Genomic DNA, 18,930 nt, shown 5'->3' with positions numbered 1-18,930 from the left:
CAGTCCATCACCGCGGCACGTCCCGTCAGGGCGCTTGCCCTACCCCGCTGAACCTAGGTTGCGCAGGGCTAGGCAGATCCGTGAATCACGCCACAGGTGTCAGGCGCTGGCCGGCGACGACGACGTCGCCTGCGCCAGACGTGCGAGCGCGGCCTCGCTGCTGGAGCCCGGTGCCCCGTAGTAGGTGCAGACGCTCTGGTCCGCCTCGCCCGGGACCAGGAGGGTCTGATAGTGCAGCACGAACTCGCCGGCCTCCGGGTGGTTGAAGCGGATCTCGCCCTGGTCCTTCTCGTGGACGTTCTGGTCGTCCCAGAAGCGGGTGAACTCGGGGCAGCCCTCGCGGAGGTCGGTGATGAGTTCGGCGAGCCGGCGGTCGTCCGGGAAGCGTCCGACGTCGAGGTGGAGCATCGCGGTGGTCTGCTCGCTCACCTGCTCCCAGTCCTGGTAGAGCTCCCGGGCCTTCGGGTCCAGCAGGATGAAGCGTGCGTAGTTGCGGCGGGTGGCCGGCAGTGCCTCGAAGTCGGTCATGAGCGCCCGGGCCAGGCGGTTGCTGGCGAGCACGTCCGTTCGGCGGCCAAGGATGATCGCGGGAACCGACTCCATGACGGACAGCAGGTCGTACAGTCCGGGCCGCACGCGCTGCGGCTCGTACGTGGGCGCGTGGTGTGGCGTCGGGGTGCCGCACAGGTTGAGGAGGTGGTTCCGCTCCACCGTGTCGAGCCGGAGGGCCTGTGCGATGGAGTCGATGATCTCGAGGGACACCGCACCCCCGCGGCCCTGCTCGATCCGCATGTAGTAGTCAGCGCTCATCCCCGCGAGCCGCGCCACCTCCTCCCGGCGGAGACCGGGCACGCGGCGCACCCTGCCGTCGAACGGTGCACCGAGGTCGGCGGGTGAAAGCCGTGCGCGTCGCGAGCGCAGGAAAGCTGAGATCTCTGCGGCCCGGTCCATGGTTGCCATTCTGCCGTACCTGATCGCGCCGTATCGGCGAGTCCCACGGCTGGACGAAGGAGCGATTCCTCTCCGCTGCCTCCTGCGGCCGGTAGCCTGAGGCAATGAAACCTCTGGCAGACCTCCCCCCGTACATCTACGGCACCACGCGGCTCGGGCACGACGACGTCCCCCGCGAGCAGCAGGCAGCCATGGCCCGCGCGGCGATCGACGCAGGCCTGTGGCTGCACACCTCACGCCAGTACGACCACGCCCTCGAGGTCCTCGGTGCCGCGTTGGCCGAGGAGCCCAGCAAGATCCCGCCCGTCATCGTGAAGCTCGGCGGCGGCACGGCCGACGACGTCCGGTCGACGATCGCCGAGAACATCGAGCCCCTGGGCATCAGCTCCATCGACATCGGCCAGCTCACAGGCGCCGGCGCCTTCGCTGACGACATGGTCACGGGCGGCCCCACCCTTGCCGACCTCCGGCGCATCAAGGACGAGGGCCTCGTGGGTCGCTTCGTCCTCGAGATCTTCCCCTGGACCTCCGAGGCGCCCCTCGCGGCGCTGCGGGCCGGGCACCTGGACGGGCTGATCGACGGCTATATCTTCTACCTCAATCCGCTGCAGCGCTTCGCCTCCAACGAACTCTGGGACGAACTGCTGGCACAGGACAAGGCCATCATCTCGATGCGCACCGTGGCCGGTGCGCCCGTGCACACCCTGCGCGATGTCCCCGGAGCCGCGTGGCAGCCCTACCTGCAGGAACGTGCCGTCGAGGTGGCGCCGATCTTCGAGCGATCGGGCGTGGCGAGCTGGGCCGAGTTCTGCATCCGCTTTGCCCACAGCACCCCGCAGGTGGTGTCCACCGTGGGCTCGACGAGCCGCGAAAAGAACCTGAAGGAACTGCTCTCCTTCAGCCAGGACATCACGCCACTGCCGCAGGACATCCTGGACGAGCTCTTCGCCCTGCAGCGCCGCTGGTCCGACGAGACGGACATCCACGCGGAGCCCTGGAGCATGTAGGGATTTATGGTGAACGACGACGGCGGGGCAGTCACCTGAGGTAACTGCCCCGCCGTCATTCGTCCTGGTGAGAGTTGCTAGCTGTCGCAGCCCCACCCATCGTTGTCACGGTCGAACTTCGGCTGGAAACCGGGCGAGCCAGCCGCAATCGGAGCCGCACCCGCCGCGCGGACCGCATCACAATTCGCGTAGTAAGGCGCTGCCGGTGCAGGAGCCACCGGCGCGGGAGCCGGAGCTACCGGCGCGGGAGCCACCGGAGCGGGGGCGACGACGGGCGGCGCGACCGGTTCCGGGACGACAGGTGCCGGGGCAGGAGCTACGGGCTCCACGACCGGAGCTGCTTCCTCGACCGGCTCCGCCGGAGCGGCGACCGACGGCGCCATCTGATTGGTCGGCGCGAGGATGCCGTTGCAGTCGGACAGGATGCTCGCCATGGCGTCGTGCTCGGCCTGGGTGACCCACAGCGTGTAGGTCGCCTTGACCGAGACCTGACGTGCCACGTACTCGCAGCGGTAGCCCTTGTTCGGCGGCAGCCAGGTGGCGGCGTCGCTGTCGCTCTTTTGCTGGTTGGTGGGGCCGTCCGTGGACTGCAGGTTCAGCGGATCGTTGGCGAAGGCGACGCGCTGCTCGGCGGTGAGCTGCTGCGCGCCCTTCTGCCAGGCGTCCGACAGCGCGACGACGTGGTCGATCTGCACCTCGGTGCTCGTCGTCTGTCCCCGCAGGAACGGGATCTCGGTCCCGGTGTACGGGTCGTCCAGCAGGCCCGACTGCACCTTGCAGGGCACCGAGTTGGCGTGGACGATGTCCGTCAAGTCGCGGTTGAGCATATCGTTGCGCGTGTCGCACCCGTTGCGGTCGACGTCGGCCCAGGCCTGGCCGAACTGCTCTCGGTCGTACCCGGTCTTCGGAGCCCTGCCCTTGACTGGCAGTGTCTCCAGCAGCGCGAGCGCCGTGGTGTCGAAGGCCGGCTGGTCCGACGGCGCGCGGGGCGTGCCGGTCACGTCCGGGACCGTGTCGGAATCCAACGGGGCTACGTCCGACGGCGTCGGGCTCGCTGTCGGGTCTGGCGTTGCGGACGGCGTCGCGGACGCCGTTGCCGTGCTGGACTGGCTGGCCTGCACGGCCGGTTCGGCGACAGCGGCCGAGTCCGAAGCCGGTGCAGTGGCACATCCTGCGAGGAGGGCGATGGCGGCCGCTCCTGCGGTGATGGCCCCGGCCCTGCGCCCGCCGAGGCGCGCCCAGGACGGGCGGTTGGTCAGGAGCATGTAAAGACCTGTGACGAGGGCGAAAATCGCGGCCATGATGAGCGCGCCGCTGAGACCGCTGTTGGTGAGTCCAATGACCATGAGGAACAGGGCCACACCGCCAACGACGGCCGTCGAGGTACGCACCTTCAATCTGGCGGTACCGGACGGGAAACGGTCAGGCGGAGGTGTGGACGGCAGCATGAAACCCCATAGGTCGTAAGAAAACGGTGAGAAGCCGTCGAGTGACCAGACGGCTTTTCGAAGCATAAGGCCTTCGCCGAAAACGCGCCCTGTCGTATGTAAAGCCTCACTGCGATGATGTGGACAACTAGCCCAATTGCCCCGGCAGCAGCTTCAACAAAATGCACCTCGACGGAAACCTACCTGCCGGCTTACTGGCGGCCCTGCTTGCCCTCGCCGTCGTGGTCACCGCCTTGATCGAGCCCCTGCAATCCACTCAGCGCAGGGAGCCCCAGAACGCTTGAGTTACCAAGACGCCAATCAGCGACCGAACACTGACGCACACCACCGTAATCGACATCCCTCACAAAGCTCTGCGGCCGCGAAACGCGCTTACAACTGCCCCGATCCCTACCCTGATTGCAAAATCCCCAACCCGTATGCAAGGCGGCCGAGGAAGAGTCAGCACACATCGCGGGCGTGAGCTTCCGGTGACTCGGCGAGCCGGCACGTGAGCTTTGTCACTCCCAGTCGATACTCTTTTCTGAGGAGCGAATGGAGATGGAGTTGGAAAAGAATGGCTGAACAATGTCACGTGAGCTACATCAAGGACGGCCTCGCGTGAGCCGCGCTAGGGACAACATCGGCAAAGCCCTGCGTGGCGCTTCTACGCAAGTCGCCGGTCAGGTCGGAAGCGTCAAGCAGACTGCCAAAGACGCTAGAGATGCCGCCAAAGACAAAGTCGAGAAACTGGCCGTGAAGGCAGCAGACCCCTACGAAGAGGTCATCGCGGAGTACAACGCCGCCTTCACCGAGATGAGCGACAAGGGAGATACACTCCTGCGCCAGCGCGAACGGTCGGCGGACCTGATTGAGCTCGTCGAATTGCTGGTGAACAGCATCGCGAACACGCCGAAGTCATTCAAGGCCTCGCTAGGTGAGATCGACGCCCAAAGAGCCCAATTTCTGGATGCGGAGGAGTTCGCTCGAGAGGATCTCGAAGCTGCGAAGCGTTCTGCTGCCGGCGCTGGAGCCGGATTTGCAACGGGAGCTGCCGTCGTGAGCGTCGCACCGACGGCTGCCATGTGGGTTGCTACTACTTTCGGTGCGGCGTCCACTGGCACCGCGATTTCCACTCTCTCCGGGGCCGCCGCGAGCAACGCAGCTCTCGCTTGGCTGGGCGGTGGCGCCCTGGCTGCCGGAGGTGGAGGTACCGCTGCAGGCGGCGCTTTGCTGGCGCTAGCTGGCCCTGTTGGATGGACCGTCGCAGGAGCTTCCCTCCTCGCATCGATCGCATTGCTCTCAAAGAAGAAGTTGGAGACGCGGGAGGCAAAGCAGGAAGCGCTAGCTGCGCTGAAGCGAAACATCGCGTCGGTCAAGGGCGGTGACGCTCAGATTGATGATCTCCTCCAGAAGACAACGGCGCTGCGTATCGAGCTGATGGGTACCTATGTCGTAGCGTTGGCGTGCTTTGGCGCCGATTTCCGTTCGCTCTCGACTTCCCAGCAGGACAGCCTGGCAGTCCTTGTGAACAACACGAAGTCGTGCGCAGCCCTGCTGTCTCAGCGTGTCAAATGGGTCGTCGTTGATGAATGACTTCACGAAGTTCATCAAGAGCAACCAGGAGCAGGCAGTTGCCTCCTGGGTGAACTATCTCAACCAGGTACGCATTGACCAGCTACTGAGCTCGTTTAGGCAGCAGGACGAGAACCTCCTGAACGCACTGAGCAGCATCGATGAAGCGATCAGGAGGATCAATCTCGAGGTGGTCACCTCCAATCGCGGAGGTCAGCACGGCATGCACGGCTTCATCGCAGAGCTCGCGGAGGTGGGCATCGGCAACGCCCGCAAGCAGATCCTGGGCCAGGATTCTGTCTACCAGTGGGTTAACGACAATGGACCGGTGGACCTCATCCGCAGCGGCGTGGACATCCAGCAGAAGTTCGTCGCATCGGGGGGTCGCTTCTCGCTGGGAGCAATCGCCGAGCACCTTGAGAAGTACCCCGACTATGTGAAGGACGGCGGGAAGTACCAGATCCCTCGTGATCACTTCGAGGTGGTCGAACGGCTGCGCTCCATGTCACAGGAGGAAGCAGGAAAGCTGTCGCGCAGCGGCGACGGGCCGTCCTTCACGGACTGGCGGCGGATCGAGGCGTTCTTCCAGCAGGGGTCGATCGACCTTGAATCGCTCGAGCCCTCGACGCTTGAGTACCGTCAAGCTCAAAGGGGCGTCTACGAGTCCACCATGGCGGCCGAGGAAAACTCGCTCCGTTCCACTGATCAGTTCCTGCGCGACAACGCATATCAGGAGAGCCTGCCGACTCTGCGAGAAGGAGCGTCGGCGACCGTTACAGCCGCCGCAGTCGAGGGCGGGACTGCCTTCGTGCTGGCCGTGGTCGCCAAGAAGCGGGAAGGAAAGCAGCTTCGGGAGTTCAGTCAGCAGGACTGGCTCGACATCGCAGGCGAAACCGGCCTGAGCTTCGGCAAGGGTGGGATCCGAGGCTCCAGCATCTATGCGTTGACGAACTTCACTGCCACTTCCGCCGCGGTCGCCAGCTCAATCGTCACCGCGTCCTTCGGCATCGCAGAGCAGGCGAACAAGCTCCGCCGCGGCGAGATCGACGAGCTCGAGTTCATCGAAAACGCGGAGCTCCTGTCTTTGGAGGCCGCAGTGAGCGCACTGTCCTCCTTTGTAGGCCAGGCGGTCATCCCTGTTCCCGTACTTGGCGCCGTCATCGGCAACACAGTGGGCACCATCATGTACAGGACGGTGGCGTCGTCCCTCTCCAAGCGGGAGGCCGAGCTGATCGAGCGTTACCTGGACGAGCAACACGTCCTCGACGAGCAACTTGCCGCCGAGCACCAGGAGCTCATACAAAAGCTGGACGAGAGCATGTCAGACTATCTCGGATTGCTCGAACGGGCCTTCTCGCCTGACATGCAGATCGCGCTCCTTGGATCAGCCGAGCTCGCACGACGATTCGGCGTCCCTGCAGACGAAATCTTGGACTCCGAGGACAAGATTGTGGCGTACTTCCTCGACTAGTTGCATGGGGACACTCTTGACTGCCCGCACGATGCACAAGCTGGTTCTACAACGCACTCATGCGCAGCTTCCAGACAAGGACGACGGCACCTTTCCGCGACGCTCCTACGGCGTGCACGGATTCAACTTCCTGCCAGTTCCAAGCCTCAGCCTCGGTCGGAGGCGAGGCACTGATTCACGCGCTGCGGACCTATGGATCTGACCCTCAAAGCGGTCCGGCGCTTTGATGACGGCGGTACGAGCTTCTTGACCAGGGCCATCGATCGCTACGCCAGCTGTACGCGCCCGAAATTGCCAAACCGATGCCCGGTCGAGCGCAACGTTACCGAGGGAACTACTGACGATGGCCGTCGATTAACTGTCTGAATGGCATGCTGCACCTCGCCAGGAGGAGTACGTGCCCCAACGGGAGGATCGGTCAACGTGAGCAAGTCCGTGGCGATAGTCGCTTGCAGGCTCGAGCCGGCGGATGAGCCCACACCTCCCGCCCCCGGTTCTCTGGTCACGGCCGGTGCCCATGACCCGCAGCACAACCTTCAGACCGCAGGGCCGCCCCACCCGCGCACTCCTCGCCGTCCTCCTGCTCGGCACGCTCGCTGCGGCGTTGGCGATCCTGGGACCCGGTCTCCTGGACGGCCTGCGTTCCGGCGGCGGCACGCTCCTCGCCGCTCCGGAGTGCGTCGTGCAGACACCGAACGGGGAAATCCGACTCGACCGTGAAAAGGCCAAGATTGCGACGACCGCGGTGGCACTGCGAGCGCGTGGTGTCGAGGCTCCCGACACCTCGTCCTTCGACGAGGCCGCCCTGACGGCCCTGGCCGAAGGACCGTCCGGTGACGTGGGGCCGGTGCTGAGTTGCAGGGGCTCGGTCGACGAGGACCTACAGGTGGAGGAGATGACTGCCCCCGGCCTGACGCCCCGCGCCGAGCAGGTGCGAACGGCGATGACGGAGGTGTTCGGCGAGCAGAGCCTCGGCGGCTTCGCGCCGGGCGGTGTGGGGCAGGGACACGGAGAGGAATCGACGCACTACGACGGGCGAGCCATCGACGTATTCTTCCGTCCCGTATCCGAGGAGAACCGGCGCGCGGGGTGGATGCTGTCCCACTGGCTGGTGGCCCATGCCGAGGACCTGGACATTCAGTACGTCATCTTCGATGACCGTTTTTAGAGTGCTCATATCGGTCGAGGGCAGTGGCATCCCTACGACGCGCCCGCTCCGTCTAACGAGATCCTGCGGCACGTCGACCACGTGCACGTCGACGTGCTGCGGGGTGGCGACGGGTAGGTGAGTACCGGTGACTCATTCGATACGGTCTCAGTGTCGCAGGTTCGCGAAAGGTAGTTGCCCAAAGGTTGCGGCGAACTCTGTCAGCAACTCGTTCTCCAACTCACCCGCTGAGCCTTCTCCCACTTCGAGCCAGGCGATCCTCAGCTTGTTCGAGTTTGAGAGCTGCCACAGGTAACGCCCACCCCAATGTCCGACCGGGCGGCCTTCACCAAAGCGTGCCAGGTCTGCAATCCGCTTTTGCAAGCCGCGGCGCCCATTAGCCCCAGAGTCAGCTTTGCCGATGTAGAGGGTCTCGCTCGGACACAGCAGGCGCTGAGCAATGATCGCGTTGTCGACAGTTGGGTCTTTGCCTTTGAACCAACCTCCCACACTCCTTGAGACAGCTCGATGGTGGACGCCGAGCCCTCGCAGTACTACGTAGACGCCTGCGCCACGAGGGATACCGTCGATTGAGAGGCTGCCGAACTGCTCAAACCCCTCGAAGCCTCTGCCTGTCAGACTGCCTGCATCAAACCGCCACCCGAAGTCTGACTGCACCATTGCCGCTGGTCGTCTACTTGCCGCGCCGCGACATCTTCAGCCAGATTGCGTGATCGATGGACCACGGCGTGAGCTTCAGTTCGCCTGCGACCTCACTGAGCAAGATCCTTGCCTCCGGTACAGAGACGCGGCGACCCAGAACGTTCCCCATCCACTTCAGGACATGGCGGTCTGGCTTCACTTGCTGGTCGTCCCCCGCGAGCATCCAGAGGTAGCTCGTCCGAATTCCCTGGTTACCGGCGCCGGGCACCTGCCGCAATTGTTCCTCGACGTAGGCGGTGCGCTCGGGATCCGCAAGAAGTTCCGCGACGTCGGCGAGAACATCAACGCGATTAGCAACCAAGATCTCGGCGATCCTACGGCTGGCGGCACTCTTGAGAGTGCCGCCACGCGAGGATGTCCTGTTCCGGCTACCCAGCGTCTCCGCAAACTCTTCATCTGTTGATTCTTCGACTGAAGTGAGGAACTGAGTCAATGACTGCTCGCCCTCCCTTGGGCTGATCTGGCCCTGCAGCTGGTCACCCTCGATCAAGACCGGCGCCAAGCCCTCCTTCGTCGCGTACCTGCGCACGACAGGGACAACTACGGCGTTGTACCGCAGCCCTATCGAATAGGTTGCATCGAGGACGCAAAGCGAGAGATGAGCCCAACGCGCCTGGCGAGGTTGCGGCGAAAGCATCGCAACAGCGTCCGTCATCCTGACAAGCTCAACGTCGAGTGGCAGCAGGTGCATTGTTCCCCCAGTTGTTGTTTGCAGTGTTCCCAAACAGTATCCCGACGCCTGACCCATACAGCGCACCCACGTCACGTCGTTGGTACCGCAGCAGTCTCAGTACCTGGGGCCGCCGGAAAGGCAAGACGTCAGATACAGAAGCTGCGGGAGATTGAATCCTTTCGTCCGAAGTTGCCTAGGTGGACCAAGGATGACAGCCTCAAAGAATTCGACCCCTCGGAAGATGAGCTGGCAATCATCCCGCTGCCAAATACGCCCTGACGCTGGAGCGGAGCGCATCTGCGTGTTCGTAGATCTCGTCCAGAGATGTGATCGCGATGCGCTGCTCCACCTTCTGCTCATCGAAGACCCCCAGGTATTTCTGCACACGGTTGAAGTGCAATCGGGCAATCGGCTTTCGGTTGTTGTCATCAAGCAGTACTGCGAAGTAGGACTTGGCGTCGCGGTGAACAACGCGTGGAGGCTTGACCTCGTTGCAGACGATGGCTCGGACTATCTGGAAGCCTTCCATCTCCTCCAGCGTCGTCTCCACCCCTGTTTCAGCAAGGTCATCTTCCACAGCCTGCGCACTCGTGACGGTCGCTGCAATCACCGAGTCACTTGCCATCGGGAAATTGGGGGCGCCAAGAGCCGCCTTAAGCCGTTCGTTCACTTGCTCGTTGAGAAACTGCTTCGTCGCTTTGGTCACCAGCGGAGTGAACTGCTCGCGAACCTTCTGCGTGTATGCGCCGCTGTCGTACACACGCATGGTCAGGGCCTTGATCCACTCGGCGTCCGGCTCCTTGAACTGCGACGCAAGCGTGCGTTTGATCTGGCCGATGTACTTCAGCTCGCCGGCAGCGTTGATGATCGAGTCGAGGTCGAAGACATCCTTCGTCAGCTTCATCAGCTCGGGGATAAGAGTCTCGTCGATGTCGTTGAGGTCCAACACCAGGAAGGGCTTCGCGTCCATCCGGTTCGGCGCATCGAGGTCGGTGAAGAACTCGTACACCTCCCCATTGGTGAGGATGGCGATCCGGGCATTGGTGACGGCAAAGTACCGATACAGCTGGGACGCATGCTCGATCTTCAGCGGTTCCTTCGACTTCTTGCACTCGATGAGTATCTGAACCGTACCGCCGTGCATGATGGCGTAGTCGATCTTCTCGCCCTTCTTCACACCGACGTCGGCTGTGAACTCAGGCACCACCTCTAGAGGATTGAAGACGTCGTACCCGAGGATGGTCGAGATGAACGGCATGATGAAGGCATTCTTCGTTGCCTCTTCAGTTTCAATCTGAGACCTCTGCTGCCGCACCTTTGCGGCGAGCGCTGTCAATCGTTCTGCAAACTCCACGAATCCCCCTGCATTGGATGGTTGCTTCACCCTAATACTGTGCGGAGACCTTTTGCTTCAATTGACACGTGAGACATGCAACGGCGGATGCGCACCCAAAGGCGATCGAGCCGGATCCGAGTGTGGCAGATCAGAACGCAGAGCCATCTAGCTTCCGGCCCGCGTCATCCTCGGATCGTCCGTCCGGACCGCACATCCGTACCGGAATCCCCTACAGGGAACGCCGTAGCGCCGCCACTCCCCGATGAGATCTGCCGCTTGATTTGCTCCAACTCATCCTTGAGCGAATCGACAGTCGCGCGGTACTTCTTGAAGTCCGCCTTCCGGCGCTGTGCGGTAAGGAAGCTAAGACCAGTGGCAAGAATGACCAGCGGGAATGACACCAGCAATGCCCACCCAGAAGTGGCAAGGAAGTCCAGGGCGATGGGAAGTGCCTTTTGGAATGAGCGGAAGTCATTCACCCCTCCCACTACTCCTTCCATAGCGGAGTCGAGTGGCTCCAGGAACTCCCCCACAAGGGGCGTCTCGGAGAGTGACGGAGCGCTGAGCGGCTCCTCTCCATCCGGGGACCACCGCGAATCGCTGAAATTACTCAGAACGTAGATCCCGGCCGCTGCGTTGAACGCGGCGAAGAGCAGAACCGCGCCAAGCACGATCCAGTGAAGACTGCGCGGGCGCCACAACCCGAACACCAACGCAATGACGGCGGCTGCAATCCATGGGAAGGCTCGAAGCGCGTCGGGGCTCATGCTGCCCAGTAGATCCAAGGAGTTCCCCCATAAAGATGATTTGAATGCGTGCCAGCCGCCCGAGCTTTGACACACCGCCGTAAGGCTATATGTCGTCATCGGCTGAGCTGGTCAGCGACACCGTGGCCCAGTGGTTCGTCATGGCGTGGATGAGCTCGACACCCGCTCAAACACCTGTCATCGGGGTTCGAGGTGATTCGTCAGCGGGCCCATGCAGCAGAAGCGAGCCGACCACCCGAAGGCAACCGGCCCGCCGTCGTGAACTGTGCTCCTAGAACGTGCAGCGAGCGCTACGAGCCGTTGTGTTGCTTCTGGCCGAAGCCTATGATCCTGCCGGGGAAGGACTTGGTCTCGACCAACTTCGTGAGGGGTAATCCCATGACCGACTTCTTCACCATGAGACCCGGCGAGACTGCAGCGCCAGTGCCATCAGGGCCCGTTCTCTGCACCGGATCGGCGAGCATGCGGCGGATCCACCGCTTCTTCCTGTGGGCGTACGGCGAGGCGCCCGGCCTGGTGAGATCCGTCGAACCTGGCGACACCGCCCGCGCCGCCTACGTGGGCGAGGTACTGGGGAACTTCGACAAGGTGCTTCATGTGCATCATGAAGGCGAGGACCTCCTCATGTACCCACGGCTGGCGGAGAGAGCGCCGGGGTGCGCCCTGCATATAGAGCAGATGCTCGGGCAGCACAGGCAGGTCACGCAACGGCTCGAGAGTATCGAGCCGGTCCGTTTGGGCTGGATGGAGACAGCCGATGCAAGCATGAGAGCGCACCTCGCTGATCGGTACGAGGAGCTGTCCACCGTTCTCCAGGTGCACCTGCGCCGCGAGGTCACCGAGGTGATGCCCGCTGTGGACAGGGTGATGACCGAGAAGGAGGGGCAGGAGATCGGGAAGCACGGCGTGGAGACGTTCGACAAGAAGTTCCTGGTTGGGTACCTCGGGATGGTGCTGGCCACGAATCCGCCCGGCGAGCGGGAGGAGTTCTTCAAGGCAATCCCGCCGCCGGTCCGCCTCGCCTACCGTCTCGTAGGGCGCCGGATGTATCGCAGGCAGTACGCCACGCTCTTCCCGGGACGCCCCGTTCCCGACACGCTGTGAATTGCTCTGAAGGCGCGGACGAAAGCCTCTGAACAGCAGCCCTGAACCTGACTGAAAATGGAACCCTAGGAAGGAGCGATCGAGCCGTCATCACGCGACACAAGGCCGCAGCCTTCGATGTGCAGACGCCGGATAGAGGCCGCCGACCACCCGAGGAGGACAGCGTGCCGAGGAAAGAGTCCCGAACCTTCGTGGACAGGACGGACGCCGGACGGCGGTTGGGACGCAGGCTCGCAGGGCTACGGGGCCAGGACGTGGTGGTGCTGGGTCTGCCCCGCGGCGGTGTTCCGGTCGCCTTCGAGGTGGCGAAAATCCTTGGTGCGCCACTGGACGTGATCGTGGTGCGGAAGCTGGGGGTTCCGTTCCGGCCAGAGCTTGCCATGGGCGCCATTGGGGAGGGCGGCACGCGGATCCTCAATGCGCACGTCCTTTCGCACCCTCATGTCACGGAGGAGGACCTGCGAACGGTCGAGACGAATGAACGCGACCTCTTGGAGGAGCGCCGGACCCGGTACCGGCAGGGAAGAACCCGGACAGATGTCGACGGGCGCATCGTGGTCGTCGTGGACGACGGCATGGCCACCGGCTCCACTGCGCGGGCGGCGTGCCAGGTGGCAAAGCAACTCGGCGCGGCACGGGTGATCCTGGCGGTACCAGTAGCGCCGGCATCGACGGTGGCCTCGTTCACGGAGGCGGACGAGATCGTGAGCCTCGTTTCACCGCGGAAATTCGAGGCCGTGGGCTGCTACTACAACGACTTCTCAGCCACCGAGGACGACGAAGTGGTCAAGCTGCTCGACGCCGCGGCACCCTCACGGAGTGTTGTCGACGGGGGTTGTCCTGGTCCGCGCCAGAGGCAGTAGCAGGCCGAAGTCACCGGCATCCGGGCCAGCCTGGACACGAGATAGGGCTTAGGGCTTCGGGCTCGTCAGATGGTAATCCTCTGCGTCTGCGGAACGTGCCGGATGGGTGGGGTACCCGGCCGCGATCTGACGCTTGACGGCGGGCCGCCCACCGAAAGGTGAGCGGCCCGCCGTCGTACGCCGTGAACTAGAACACGCGGATCGGGATCTCCGCCGGATCCATGAGCAGCGACTCGATCTCGTCGTCGAGCCTCACCAGCGTGATGGATGCGCCGGCCATGTCCAGGGACGTGCAGTACTCCCCCACGTAGCTGCGGCCCACGCTGATGCCCTGCTCCGCCAGGCGCTTGTGCGCCTGCCCGTACAGCAGGTACAGCTCGCTGATCGGGGTGCCGCCGAGGCCGTTGATCATGAGCGCCACGCGGTCGCCCTCATTGAACGGCAGGTCCTTCACGATCGGGACGAGCATCTCCTCGACGATCTCGTTGGCCGGCATCATCTTGCCCCGACGGCGGCCCGGCTCGCCGTGGATGCCCACGCCGATCTCGATCTCGTCCTCGCCGAGCTCGAACAGCGGGCTGCCCTTGGCCGGCGGCGTACAGGCCGTGAGCGCGACGCCCATGGTGCGGGTCACCGAGTTCACCTTCTCGCCGATCCGGATGATCTCGCCGAGGTCCGCGCCCCGCTCCGACGCGGCGGCGACGGCCTTGATGACGAAGAAGTTGCCCGCTACTCCGCGGCGCCCGATGGTGTAGGTCGAGTCCTCCACGGAGACGTCGTCGTTGATGAACAGCGTCTTCACCTCGATGCCGTCCGCCGAGGACATCTCCTCGGCCATCTCGAACACCATCTTGTCACCCGTGTAGTTGTTCACCAGCAGCAGCACACCCTTGGGCGACGCCATGAGCTTGGTGGTCTCGTACACGTAGTCGAACGGCGGGGCCGCGAACACGTCACCCGGGCATGCGGCGTCGAGCATGCCCTTGCCCACGATCATCACGTGGGCCGGCTCGTGCCCGGACCCGGAACCCTGGATGATGGACACCTTGCTCTCGTCCGGGCCGTCGGCGCGCATGATCAGGTTGTACTCGGGCACGTACTTCAGGGTGTCCGGGTTGGCGAGCGCCAGGCCCTCGAGCATCTCCGGGACGAACTGCTGCGGATCATTGACGAACTTCTTCATGGGGGCTCCACATCGTTGTGAGTTGGGACGGGCAGAAGGAAGAGTCAAGGCCAGTCGGCCACGATGCGCTCGATGATGACGGCGACGGCCACCGCACCGGCATCGGGCGAGCCGATGCTGCGCTCCCCGCTGTAGCTGGCGCGGCCGCGCTTCGCCTGCATGCTCGACGTCGCGTCCGCGCACTCGCGCACCTTTGCGGCGAACGCCGTCCGGCACTCCTCCGGCGAGGCGCCCGCGGCAAGCTGGCGTTCGAGCTCGTCGGTGGCGGGAATGAGGGCGTCGAGCAGGGTCTTGTCGCCGAGGTCGGCGTTGCCGCGCTTCTTGATGCCGTCGGTGGCACCGCGGAGCATGGCGACGACGGCGGCCCCGTCGATCGTCTCGGTGGTCTTCGCGGCAGCGGACGCCCGGAGGAAGGCCGTCCCCCACAGCGGCCCCGAGGTGCCACCGATCCTGCTGGAGATGGCGAGCGCGATCTGCTGCAGGAAGGTGGCGGCGTCGTCGCGCTTGAACGAGTCCCAGTCCGCCAGCACCTTCTCGAAGCCGCGGGCGAGGGAGTAGCCGAGGTCGCCGTCGCCCACCACGGCGTCGAGATCGCCGAATTCCTTCTCCTTCTCGACAGCGGTCTGCGCCAGGGAGTGGACGACGTACTCGACGTCGTCGATCGTGGTGGTGCTCATGGGATCTCCGTTCCGGTCGACGATGCGTGGGATGCGGACGGCGCCTTCGAAGCATCGAGCAGGGCCTGCAGGGTGGCGAGGGTGACGATGCCGCGGACCCCGACGCCGTGCGGGTCCTCGAGCACCTCGGCCTGTTCGCCGTCCGGGTCGCCGAGGGAGCTGACCACGAGCGCGGCGCCAGTGAAGTCCTCCTCGCGCGTGAAGCCGCTGACGGTGACCACGGTCGCCAGTCCGGCGCCGACGGCGGCGCGCAGTCCGTTGCCGCTGTCCTCGACAACGATCGCGTCGTCGGCCGGCACTCCCAGCTCCGACAGGGCCAGCAGGTAGATGTCCGGTGCCGGTTTCTTGGCGGGCACGATGTCGCCGGCGAACACGGCGAAGTGCGAGGCGAGTTCGTTCCCGACGGCGTGCGCCAGGACGGCGCGGACCGCGGGTTCCGCGGAGGTGGAGGCGACGGCGAGCATCCACCCGGCGTCGTGCGCTTCCCGCACGATGCGCGCAATGCCCGGCCGCGCCGGCATGACACCGCTCTCCACGAGGCCCTTGTAGATCTCGGTCTTCCGCTTGTGCCAGGCGAGAATCGCGGCATCGGTCGAGGAGTCGTCGTTCAGGCTGAGCTCGGCGACCAGCGCGGGCGTCAGGATGCTGCGCATGCGCTCCTTGCCGCCGCCGATCTTCACCTTCTCGGCGTACTCGGCGACGCTCCACTGCACCGGCACACCGAACTCGGAGAAGGTCCGGTTGAAGGCGGGCAGGTGGCCGTACTGCTCGGTGTCGGCGAGCACGCCGTCGCAGTCGAAGATGAGGGCCGGCATGGTCAGCGGCCGCCCTTGCCGGCGCTGCCGAACTGCTTGCAGAGATCCGTCACCATCGCGACGACGTCGGACCGGGTGTGCTTGAACAGCGACGGCGGATCCCACTTGCTGTTCTGCTCGGCCTGCTTGAGGAACACCAGGCTGGACTGCATGTACGTCTCCTTGAGCGCCGTGGAGATGTTGACCTTCGCGCAGCCGCGGGCGATGAGGTCGGCGAACTGCTCGGCGCTCAGGCCGCTGCCGCCGTGCAGGGCGATGGGCACGTTGCGTGCCTCGACAATCTGCGTGACTCGGTCGGCGTCGAGCACGGGTGCGGCCTTGTAGCTGCCGTGGGCGTTGCCGATCGAGGGGGCGAAGACGTCGATCCCGGTGGCGTCGATGAACGCGAGCGCCACCTCGAGGCTCTGCTGCTTGGAGACGTCGTCGGACCCGTGGTCGTCCTCGACGCCGGTGATGGCCTCGATCTCGCCCTCCACCTGGGCGCCGTAGCTGCGGGCCTCGGCGACGACCTCCACGGTCTGGCGCTGGTTCTCCTCGACCGGGAGGTTGGAGGCGTCGAATAGCACCGAGTTCCAGCCGGCCTTCAGGCATTCGGTGACGACGTCGCGGTCGGGGCAGTGGTCCAGGTGCAGGGTGACGGGCACTTCGATGCCGCGCGTCATCGACTGCCACATGTCGAAGAGCACCCGCGAGCCGATGCTGCGCACGGTCTTCACCGACGTCTGCAGGATCACCGGGGAGTTGGCCTCCACGGCGCCGGCGAGCACGCCCTCCATGGTCAGGTCGTTGAAGATATTGATGGCAGGCACCCCGTAGCGTGCCTCGAATGCCGGGTCGACGATGTCCTTCAGCGGTACAACGGCCATAGTGATTCCTCCTGGTCAGGCTGACCCCCACGCTAGGTGGGCGAGGCCGCGCTGGGTATGGGGGTTCTCCCGCCCTCCCCCTGGGGGTAATCACCACCTCGTCAGCAATGGATACGCGTGGTTGAGTGGGCCGCGGCCGTCCGGCCGCCCACTTCGACGACGAAGGACCGCCATGACTCCCGGATCAGTACTCGAAACCATCACGTCCGAAGAGGCGCGCCTCGTCATCGATGCCGCGGCGGCAAAGGCCGAGGAGATCGGCCAGCCGATGGACATCGCCGTGGTCGACGCCGGCGGGAACCTGAAGGCGCACGTCCGGATGGACGGCGCGAACATCGGCAGCATCAGCATCGCCATCAACAAGGCCTACACGTCCATCGCCTTCCAGTGCGAGACCGGCGACCTGCAGGGCGTCACCCGGCAGGACGGCCCCATCTACGGGCTGAGCGATGCCCACGGCGGTCGGCTCGCGGTGTTCCCCGGTGGCATTCCGCTGGTGCGCGACGGGAACATCATGGGCGCCATCGGTGTCTCCACGGGCACCATCGAGCAGGACCAAGAAGTCGCCTCGGCCGGTGCCGCCGCCTACCTGGAGTTCGCGATCGCCTGACCCTGGTGCGGGTCAGCGCGCTAGGACCGCTCATCCTCACGTGACGTGCCGGACTCGGCGATCCGCTTGATGGCGGCGAGCGTCTTCGGGATGCCGTCGAGCGCCTGCTGGGTCCGATCGATGATCTGCGCGGGCGCATCCTCCCCGAACTTCTCCTCGAACATGGCGATGCCGCCCGGCAGGAAATCCCACAAGTCGGTGATTACAGCCACGCAGCTTGAATCAGATCGAGAGCGTTCCCGTCGTTCAGGCCGCGTTGCTCACCGGCCGTCGAGCACTGTGATTGCACTAAACCCTGTTGCCGAACGGTTCGAGCGACCTTCAGCCTCTCAGGATCTATGTCTGGATCATTGAAAAATCGTCCATCCCTAAGACGCTTTTTCACAGTCTCAATGGACACCCCCGTTCGCATCGCGATCTCTGCACGGGTGTGGCCCTCGTCCTGAAGCATGATTGCATCGTGGCAGTCAGCAATTCGTTGAAGCATACTTGTGCGACCCCACTCGTTCAGCCCGGCCTCGCTGCGGATTGAGACACCTTGTCGACGAAGCGTCGATGAAACCGAGCCAGCGCTTATACTTAACTTCTTCGCGATTGCTGCTTTGGAAAAGCCCTCCGCAGCAAGCGCCACCACCCTTTTGTTTTGGAGTTCAGAGACTTGATGCCGCAACGTCGTTACCCCAGCCTCCTTCATATTTGCTCGAATGCGTGATTCAGAGATTGCTAGTTCACGACTAACTTCTCGCACGCTGGATCCATTCCGGATCAGTTTGAGTGCTAGCGCGTTCAGCTTCCGAGCCTCTCGCCAGCGGAGCTCCTGTTGATCGTGGCGGGCATTTCGAAGCATTAGTTGAATAGGTCGAGGCATGGCATCTGCATACGGCAGCGTGGGCATACCGACATCTGGGAATAAAGGTTGCAGCTTTAGGAGTTCTGCTGCCGTCTCATTAGTGAGGTGAAAACCGTTGCAGCTGATTCTCTCTCGTGTTTCATTGCAAAGTGCTGCCCACAGCGCACTGAGGCGACGCGCTTGTGCTTCTTGGTCTTCCAATTTTGCGTCGTACACATGCGAACTAGGTTGCAAAATCACGACTTCGAGGCAGTTTCTTTCAGCGACCGGGTCGAAGGTCGACCGATAGTAACCGGGGACGATGACTCGTTTGCCTAGAACGTTCAATGAACGGACCCGCCAATGATGGTAGGCAGCGTACCGAGCGCCGAGATACCCGATTCGCTGCCCCTTCAAGTCGATAGCGAGAGCGGTATGGTCATGAGGATTACCCGGCTCAGGTACTATTTCGAAATTTTCTTTATATGTAATACCTGAGATGTCAACATCTTGCATAGGCGCCTCATACTCAGTACCACGCACGAATGACCACGACCCAGCCACCTCGTCGAAAGGGCGGTCGTCGTATGGTTCGACGCTCTCAGCCTCATCCCACCCCACCAGAATCAGACTTCGGTCTGCGCCGACGTACTCGCCGGGAACGCGCTGATATCGGTCAGCGCACCGCTTGCGCCACTCCTCGCTCATTTCTGCCAATTCGTCCTCAGACATCGTGGCAGCGATAGATAGCCAACGCGGATTACCAAGAAAGCGCTGGGCTTTTATCGGCGTCACAGGCAGCATCACAAAATCATACAATGCCCATTCATCAGCGCTACAAGCTACGCACCTCAGGTTCTTCCAAGTTTTTTCACTTCGTCGCTTGAGGGGAGCTTTCACCGTCAC

General features: G+C 63.7%; 19 protein-coding genes. 7 read left to right on the top strand and 12 right to left on the bottom strand.

Annotated features, from left to right (window positions below; genetic code table 11):
• Positions 1-99: 99 nt before the first annotated feature.
• On the bottom strand, positions 100-951 hold the full coding sequence (locus AC4D2C_RS12255) for a helix-turn-helix transcriptional regulator (RefSeq protein WP_490915166.1): 852 nt from the start codon (positions 949-951) through the stop codon (positions 100-102).
• Positions 952-1,055: 104 nt separating this feature from the next.
• On the opposite strand from AC4D2C_RS12255, the gene AC4D2C_RS12250 reads away from it, so the two are divergent.
• Positions 1,056-1,958: an aldo/keto reductase gene (locus AC4D2C_RS12250; protein ID WP_490915165.1), complete on the top strand. Its 903-nt coding sequence runs from the start codon at positions 1,056-1,058 to the stop codon at positions 1,956-1,958.
• Positions 1,959-2,035: 77 nt separating this feature from the next.
• Here the strand turns inward: AC4D2C_RS12250 and AC4D2C_RS12245 are convergent, their stop codons facing one another.
• Positions 2,036-3,349, bottom strand: coding sequence for a GmrSD restriction endonuclease domain-containing protein (locus AC4D2C_RS12245; RefSeq protein WP_490915164.1), 1,314 nt, complete (start codon positions 3,347-3,349; stop codon positions 2,036-2,038).
• A 657-nt stretch (positions 3,350-4,006) separates the two neighbouring features.
• Between AC4D2C_RS12245 and AC4D2C_RS12240 the strand changes: the two genes are divergently transcribed.
• From AC4D2C_RS12240 to AC4D2C_RS12230, 3 genes are all read left to right on the top strand, one after another.
• Positions 4,007-4,981, top strand: a complete 975-nt coding sequence (locus AC4D2C_RS12240) for a hypothetical protein (RefSeq protein ID WP_490915163.1) — start codon at positions 4,007-4,009, stop codon at positions 4,979-4,981.
• Entirely contained in the window at positions 4,974-6,431 is a 1,458-nt protein-coding gene (locus tag AC4D2C_RS12235; protein WP_490915162.1) for a hypothetical protein, read from the top strand. Before AC4D2C_RS12240 ends, AC4D2C_RS12235 begins: the two co-directional genes overlap by 8 nt.
• 517 nt (positions 6,432-6,948) lie before the next feature.
• Positions 6,949-7,599, top strand: a complete 651-nt coding sequence (locus tag AC4D2C_RS12230) for a VldE C-terminal domain-containing protein (RefSeq protein WP_490915161.1) — start codon at positions 6,949-6,951, stop codon at positions 7,597-7,599.
• 147 nt (positions 7,600-7,746) lie between these two features.
• Here AC4D2C_RS12230 and AC4D2C_RS12225 read toward each other — a convergent pair whose 3' ends face one another.
• From AC4D2C_RS12225 to AC4D2C_RS12210, 4 genes are all read right to left on the bottom strand, one after another.
• Complete coding sequence (locus AC4D2C_RS12225; protein ID WP_490915160.1) at positions 7,747-8,088, bottom strand: hypothetical protein; 342 nt, start codon at positions 8,086-8,088, stop codon at positions 7,747-7,749.
• A gap of 184 nt (positions 8,089-8,272) precedes the next feature.
• Positions 8,273-8,992, bottom strand: a complete 720-nt coding sequence (locus tag AC4D2C_RS12220) for a DUF8548 family protein (protein ID WP_490915159.1) — start codon at positions 8,990-8,992, stop codon at positions 8,273-8,275.
• Between the two features lie 235 nt (positions 8,993-9,227).
• A complete protein-coding gene (locus tag AC4D2C_RS12215; protein WP_490915277.1) occupies positions 9,228-10,328 on the bottom strand; it encodes a type I restriction endonuclease in 1,101 nt (366 codons plus the stop codon).
• Positions 10,329-10,492: 164 nt separating this feature from the next.
• Positions 10,493-11,077 (bottom strand): hypothetical protein, encoded by a 585-nt coding sequence (locus AC4D2C_RS12210; RefSeq protein WP_490915158.1) that lies wholly within the window; start codon positions 11,075-11,077, stop codon positions 10,493-10,495.
• A 378-nt stretch (positions 11,078-11,455) separates the two neighbouring features.
• On the opposite strand from AC4D2C_RS12210, the gene AC4D2C_RS12205 reads away from it, so the two are divergent.
• A complete protein-coding gene (locus tag AC4D2C_RS12205; RefSeq protein WP_490915157.1) occupies positions 11,456-12,181 on the top strand; it encodes a hemerythrin domain-containing protein in 726 nt (241 codons plus the stop codon).
• Between the two features lie 164 nt (positions 12,182-12,345).
• Positions 12,346-13,044, top strand: coding sequence for a phosphoribosyltransferase (locus AC4D2C_RS12200; RefSeq protein ID WP_490915156.1), 699 nt, complete (start codon positions 12,346-12,348; stop codon positions 13,042-13,044).
• A 187-nt stretch (positions 13,045-13,231) separates the two neighbouring features.
• Here AC4D2C_RS12200 and dhaK read toward each other — a convergent pair whose 3' ends face one another.
• Genes dhaK through AC4D2C_RS12180 form a run of 4 tightly spaced genes read right to left on the bottom strand, consistent with a single transcriptional unit; the run spans position 13,232 to position 16,585 of the window.
• Positions 13,232-14,227 (bottom strand): dihydroxyacetone kinase subunit DhaK, encoded by a 996-nt coding sequence (dhaK, locus tag AC4D2C_RS12195; protein ID WP_490915155.1) that lies wholly within the window; start codon positions 14,225-14,227, stop codon positions 13,232-13,234.
• A 44-nt stretch (positions 14,228-14,271) separates the two neighbouring features.
• Positions 14,272-14,904, bottom strand: coding sequence for a dihydroxyacetone kinase subunit DhaL (gene dhaL, locus AC4D2C_RS12190; protein WP_490915154.1), 633 nt, complete (start codon positions 14,902-14,904; stop codon positions 14,272-14,274).
• Positions 14,901-15,719 carry an HAD-IA family hydrolase gene (locus tag AC4D2C_RS12185; protein ID WP_490915153.1) on the bottom strand — a complete coding sequence of 273 codons (819 nt, stop codon included), beginning with the start codon at positions 15,717-15,719 and terminating at the stop codon, positions 14,901-14,903. Before AC4D2C_RS12185 ends, dhaL begins: the two co-directional genes overlap by 4 nt.
• A 2-nt stretch (positions 15,720-15,721) precedes the next feature.
• Positions 15,722-16,585 carry a class II fructose-bisphosphate aldolase gene (locus AC4D2C_RS12180; protein ID WP_490915152.1) on the bottom strand — a complete coding sequence of 288 codons (864 nt, stop codon included), beginning with the start codon at positions 16,583-16,585 and terminating at the stop codon, positions 15,722-15,724.
• 172 nt (positions 16,586-16,757) lie between these two features.
• Between AC4D2C_RS12180 and AC4D2C_RS12175 the strand changes: the two genes are divergently transcribed.
• Positions 16,758-17,195, top strand: coding sequence for a GlcG/HbpS family heme-binding protein (locus AC4D2C_RS12175; protein WP_490915151.1), 438 nt, complete (start codon positions 16,758-16,760; stop codon positions 17,193-17,195).
• A 20-nt stretch (positions 17,196-17,215) separates the two neighbouring features.
• Here the strand turns inward: AC4D2C_RS12175 and AC4D2C_RS12170 are convergent, their stop codons facing one another.
• Both AC4D2C_RS12170 and AC4D2C_RS12165 read right to left on the bottom strand, forming a co-directional pair.
• Positions 17,216-17,407 (bottom strand): hypothetical protein, encoded by a 192-nt coding sequence (locus tag AC4D2C_RS12170; RefSeq protein ID WP_490915150.1) that lies wholly within the window; start codon positions 17,405-17,407, stop codon positions 17,216-17,218.
• Positions 17,398-18,828 (bottom strand): hypothetical protein, encoded by a 1,431-nt coding sequence (locus AC4D2C_RS12165; protein ID WP_490915149.1) that lies wholly within the window; start codon positions 18,826-18,828, stop codon positions 17,398-17,400. Before AC4D2C_RS12165 ends, AC4D2C_RS12170 begins: the two co-directional genes overlap by 10 nt.
• Positions 18,829-18,930: the final 102 nt, after the last annotated feature.

Source organism: Arthrobacter sp. TJ-240, from assembly GCF_058269195.1.
The sequence above is the reverse complement of the archived record's forward strand: the minus strand, read 5'-3'. Positions and strand labels throughout refer to the sequence as shown.

Coding starts and splice junctions, on each gene's coding strand:
- AC4D2C_RS12255 (WP_490915166.1), bottom strand. CDS start 951: ATGGACCGGGCCGCAGAGATCTCAGCTTTCCTGCGCTCGCGACGCGCA.
- AC4D2C_RS12250 (WP_490915165.1), top strand. CDS start 1,056: ATGAAACCTCTGGCAGACCTCCCCCCGTACATCTACGGCACCACGCGG.
- AC4D2C_RS12235 (WP_490915162.1), top strand. CDS start 4,974: ATGAATGACTTCACGAAGTTCATCAAGAGCAACCAGGAGCAGGCAGTT.
- AC4D2C_RS12230 (WP_490915161.1), top strand. CDS start 6,949: ATGACCCGCAGCACAACCTTCAGACCGCAGGGCCGCCCCACCCGCGCA.
- AC4D2C_RS12220 (WP_490915159.1), bottom strand. CDS start 8,992: ATGCACCTGCTGCCACTCGACGTTGAGCTTGTCAGGATGACGGACGCT.
- AC4D2C_RS12210 (WP_490915158.1), bottom strand. CDS start 11,077: ATGAGCCCCGACGCGCTTCGAGCCTTCCCATGGATTGCAGCCGCCGTC.
- AC4D2C_RS12205 (WP_490915157.1), top strand. CDS start 11,456: ATGACCGACTTCTTCACCATGAGACCCGGCGAGACTGCAGCGCCAGTG.
- dhaK (WP_490915155.1), bottom strand. CDS start 14,227: ATGAAGAAGTTCGTCAATGATCCGCAGCAGTTCGTCCCGGAGATGCTC.
- dhaL (WP_490915154.1), bottom strand. CDS start 14,904: ATGAGCACCACCACGATCGACGACGTCGAGTACGTCGTCCACTCCCTG.
- AC4D2C_RS12185 (WP_490915153.1), bottom strand. CDS start 15,719: ATGCCGGCCCTCATCTTCGACTGCGACGGCGTGCTCGCCGACACCGAG.
- AC4D2C_RS12180 (WP_490915152.1), bottom strand. CDS start 16,585: ATGGCCGTTGTACCGCTGAAGGACATCGTCGACCCGGCATTCGAGGCA.
- AC4D2C_RS12175 (WP_490915151.1), top strand. CDS start 16,758: ATGACTCCCGGATCAGTACTCGAAACCATCACGTCCGAAGAGGCGCGC.
- AC4D2C_RS12165 (WP_490915149.1), bottom strand. CDS start 18,828: ATGCTGCCTGTGACGCCGATAAAAGCCCAGCGCTTTCTTGGTAATCCG.